Origin of the sequence: Ensifer sp. LC384 (assembly GCF_001695865.1) — a bacterium.
GTDB lineage: Bacteria > Pseudomonadota > Alphaproteobacteria > Rhizobiales > Rhizobiaceae > Ensifer.
The window spans coordinates 1-2,568 of sequence record NZ_MBST01000064.1; the positions used below are offsets into that span (position 1 = coordinate 1).

5 protein-coding genes and 1 pseudogene are annotated in these 2,568 nt (G+C 56.1%); all 6 read right to left on the reverse strand.

Translation table 11 applies throughout. The features are described 5' to 3' along the window. Positions 1–166: 166 nt before the first annotated feature. On the reverse strand, positions 167–604 hold the full coding sequence (locus BC363_RS29220) for a hypothetical protein (RefSeq protein WP_065786978.1): 438 nt from the start codon (positions 602–604) through the stop codon (positions 167–169). Positions 605–839: 235 nt separating this feature from the next. After that, the gene (locus BC363_RS34895) at positions 840–1,085 is read right to left on the reverse strand and encodes a hypothetical protein (protein WP_065786977.1); all 246 of its coding nucleotides are present in this window, start codon (positions 1,083–1,085) and stop codon (positions 840–842) included. A 17-nt stretch (positions 1,086–1,102) separates the two neighbouring features. Next, positions 1,103–1,324 (reverse strand): annotated as a pseudogene (locus BC363_RS33995) (hypothetical protein); the annotation flags it as partial. 19 nt (positions 1,325–1,343) lie between these two features. Further along, the gene (locus BC363_RS29225) at positions 1,344–2,030 is read right to left on the reverse strand and encodes a hypothetical protein (protein WP_065786976.1); all 687 of its coding nucleotides are present in this window, start codon (positions 2,028–2,030) and stop codon (positions 1,344–1,346) included. Between the two features lie 66 nt (positions 2,031–2,096). After that, positions 2,097–2,333, reverse strand: coding sequence for a hypothetical protein (locus BC363_RS29230; protein WP_141690478.1), 237 nt, complete (start codon positions 2,331–2,333; stop codon positions 2,097–2,099). Between the two features lie 43 nt (positions 2,334–2,376). Next, a partial coding sequence (locus BC363_RS35245; protein WP_202618635.1) for a hypothetical protein occupies positions 2,377–2,568 on the reverse strand: 192 nt, incomplete at its 5' end.

A 2,568-nucleotide genomic window follows, 5' to 3' on the forward strand; every position in this document is an offset into this window, starting at 1 on the left:
TCACCGCCTTCCGGACGGTACATGGCAAGCATGGCCACCAGGTCCCGGACATAGTCGTTATCCGGGTAGGCATCATCCAGCGCGACCTCGATCTCGTTCGCCAGGAGAATGCTGGGACGGTCTGCGGCGATGAACTCGTCCAGCATCGCCTCAATAGCTTTGTCCATCAAACTATCGCCTCGGTCGCGGGAGCCACCTTCGCATTCTTCATCAGCGAATACTCCAGGCCCATATAGACCAGGACAAAAATCCAATAGTGCGGCCCCCAAGCTAGGCCCAGTAGAGTTGCCATTGCATAAAGGAACTCGGTGACAACATCGCCCTGCATAAATGGCAGTGGGGCATTCTGCACCACCGCTCTATAGGTCACATGATAAACGATAAATAGAAGAGCAGCAGCAAGCGCCCCGGCGGAAATGAAGCCAATTCGGTTGAACACAGTAGCTTTGGGTCGAGCAACGAAGGAAGAGCCGTAGAATAAAATGAGGTAGCAAAGGAGCGTTAGCGACGGTACTAGCCTTGGACAAAAGTAGTACCGGGAGACGGCAAAGGACGCCGCCAGTGAAATCACGACGCGCAGCGCGTTTAGTAACCCGTATCGCAAATCCTCTCTCCAGCACGAGCAATGATAATTTCGCCCCTAAAACGCGCGGGACCACGCATTGAATTCACTCGTTAGACTTGCTTTCTACCTCATCACCCTACTGCCATCGAAGTATAACAGCGCTCAAAATTGGCAAAGCAGGGCGTTAAGTCACATCTGATTGACTGTCGCTATTCGTGGACACAGATTGTGGCTTTTGCATGCTATGATTGTGCATCGATCAGAAAATTACGGCTCACGGCCGTCCTGTTACTTTTCCGTTGTAACGCCTTTCCCTCTCAAACTGCTCACGCAATTTGCTCGGCCACATGGTTTCATCGACCTTGCCAAACGGTCCGATGCCGTCGATGGCGCGCGACACACCGGACGTGCATCCCCAGGGTAACCCCAAATCCGTAGTCGGCGAGCCGCCAAGCTGCTCAATCCGCTCGCGTATCGCATCTTCCTGCTCAGTGTTCGTGTCGAACCGAAACGTGGCCACGTCGTTCCCATCCGTCAGCCGACGGCCCCGCGCACATCGACGCCCTGGCCCACGCGGATCGGCTGGCCGAATTTCGGGTTCAGCACCGATTCCGGGTTCTGGATCACCCCTTCCTGCAGCGCTGCGCGTCTTAAAAAACGCGCAAAGGTCGCTGTCCTTAAATCATCTCCGATTTAAGAACACCTGCGCCAGACAATCGGCTGCTGGTTGTTCTGCCAGTAGAGGTTGTCGAGCGACTTGGGCCAAGCTGAACGTGCTCTATTCTTGCGTAATCTTCGGATAGGGCCCGAGCCGCTCTGCAATTCTTTCCAACTCCCGGTGCCTTTTCCACTGAAGAAGATCAGAGTGATTTGGCTGTCTCCGGCCATCCCCTTGGTCAAGCTCGCCCCGTTCGCACTCTGCGCTCCAGCATTCGGTGAGGAACTTTTCGAACCATTGGCATTGTTCAAGCCAGTTGCGCGCCGCATCCCGGTCGCTCGCTTCAAGATCCGCGGCACGCAATTCCGCCCCCGCCAATTCCGCCTTTACGCGACAGAGCCAATACTGGCCAATCATTGCCTCGTCGAGCTTCATGCCGACACGTAGCCACTTGTCCCATCTGGGAGCGCGCCATTCCCCGGGAGCGGGCCCTCGCGCGAACATCTTGTCACGAAGTCGCCAGTCCGCATCCCACCATCGGTTTTGGCGTTCAAATGCGTCGCGCCACGATGCAAAATGCTCGGATTCGGCGTGCCAACGTCTATCAGCCTCAGGGTCGATCTTCCGAAGCGCTTTACATTGGCGCATGAAGGACACGATCTCCTGCTCTTTCTCCGGTTTCCAAGCCCACTGTGGCCAGGGATTGCGCGGGCCGTCGTAGTTGACGTTGACATAGTCTCTGCGCGGAGCGTGGCCAACGGTCGAACTATTACCGTTCACCGACGGCACCGGCGTAACCTGCTTCATTTTCCACGCCCTCCAACCACCCTAACCCAATCGGTCAGGAAAATACTCCTAGTTCGCCATCGAATGTCAAGTACCTCGGCGTCCCACCTCATAGAGCCTGCCAAAAGTTCTGCCAGAAGACGCAGGCTCTTCATCATTCGGTTTTGCAAATTGCTGATATCCCATGCCGACAGGAGCAGCATAAGGAAGAATCTTGCCGTTAAACTGGATGATGTTCCGAAGATATGGATTGTCATTCACGTAAGGCCGAATGCGGGCGGCCGTCTCCGGCGCCATCGTCTTCACCGTGTTCGGGTTGGTCATGCGGGCGCCATGTCTCTCCCGCGGCCTTCTGCCGGCTTAGTTCCTAATCGGCCAGCCCGGACAAATACTCCCTTGCGCGCAGCAGTTTGGCGCGCATCGCCTCAGCGTTATAAAGGAATTCACCGCCTTCCGGACGGTACATGGCAAGCATGGCCACCAGGTCCCGGACATAGTCGTTATCCGGGTAGGCATCATCCAGCGCGACCTCGATCTCGTTCGCCAGGAGAATGCTGGG

Coding starts and splice junctions, on each gene's coding strand:
- BC363_RS29225 (WP_065786976.1), bottom strand. CDS start 2,030: ATGAAGCAGGTTACGCCGGTGCCGTCGGTGAACGGTAATAGTTCGACC.
- BC363_RS29230 (WP_141690478.1), bottom strand. CDS start 2,333: ATGACCAACCCGAACACGGTGAAGACGATGGCGCCGGAGACGGCCGCC.